This is a genomic window from Curtobacterium sp. B8, assembly GCF_000333315.1.
GTDB classification, from domain to species: Bacteria; Actinomycetota; Actinomycetes; order Actinomycetales; family Microbacteriaceae; genus Curtobacterium; species Curtobacterium luteum.
This window is the reverse complement of record NZ_BACW01000464.1, coordinates 1-948: the sequence shown is the minus strand read 5'-3', so window position 1 is coordinate 948 and position 948 is coordinate 1. Positions and strand designations below refer to the sequence as shown.

General features: G+C 74.1%; 1 protein-coding gene and 1 pseudogene. Both read right to left on the bottom strand.

The genetic code is table 11. From position 1 onward, the window contains the following. On the bottom strand, window positions 1–358 hold a 358-nt coding region (locus tag I59_RS23500; RefSeq protein WP_261976566.1), incomplete at its 3' end, for an FAD-binding protein. A 69-nt stretch (window positions 359–427) separates the two neighbouring features. Continuing rightward, window positions 428–739, bottom strand: a pseudogene (gene tsaE / locus I59_RS23495) (tRNA (adenosine(37)-N6)-threonylcarbamoyltransferase complex ATPase subunit type 1 TsaE); the annotation flags it as partial. Window positions 740–948 lie beyond the last annotated feature (209 nt).

Here is a 948-nt window from a genome sequence, read left to right as displayed (position 1 = left end):
GTTCGACGTCGAGGGTCACGCGGGTGACGATGCCGAACAGGCCGAGGTGCAGGACGGTGCCGTCGAAGCCGGGGTCGCCGCGGTGGACGGTACGGAGACCCCCGTCCGGACCGATCAGCTCGAGGGAACGGACCGCGGTGCTCAGCGATCCGAGGGTCGTGCCGGAGCCGTGCGTGCCGGTGGCGATCGCGCCGCCGATCGAGATGTGCGGGAGCGACCCCGTGTTGTGCAAGGCGAACCCGGCGCGGTCGAGGTCCGGGGCGACGAGGCCGTAGCGCGTGCCGGCGCCCATCGTCGCGGTCCGCCGCTCGGCGTCGACCTGGAGGTCGGTCGGGATGTCGGTGAGGTCGAGCAGCACGCCGGGGGAGTCGGCGACGTCGTTGAAGGAGTGCCGGGTGCCGAGGCCGTGCACCCGCGGGGAGCGGGCCTCGGAGATGCCGTCGACGAACCCGCGGCCCCACTCGACCACGACGATCGAGCCGTCCCAGTCGAGGTCGAGGTCGTCCAGCTCCACGGGGTCGCTCAGCCGGTAGGCGTCGACGTGCACCAGGTCCGGGCCACTCGTGGTCGGGTGCGTCCGGGCGAGCACGAACGTCGGGCTCGACACCTGACCGCGTGCGCCGAGCGCCGCCCCGAGGCCCCGCGTCAGCGTGGTCTTGCCGGCACCGAGCGGCCCCGTCAGCACGACGAGGTCCCCCGCGCGCAGGACACCGGCGAGCCGGGCCCCGAGCTCGCCCATGGCGGCGGTCGAGTCGACCTCGATGTCGAGCAGGACGCGCGGCTCGGTCACCGCTCCCCCCGGAGGTACTCGGCGACGTGGCCCTCGGCGTCGTGCCCCTCGTACACGCGGGGCACGCGCGCGCCGATGCGGCAGACGATCTCCTCGCCGATGGTGTCGAGCGCCGCACCCCACTCGAGGACGGTCATCTCGGCGTGCTCGCCCGTACG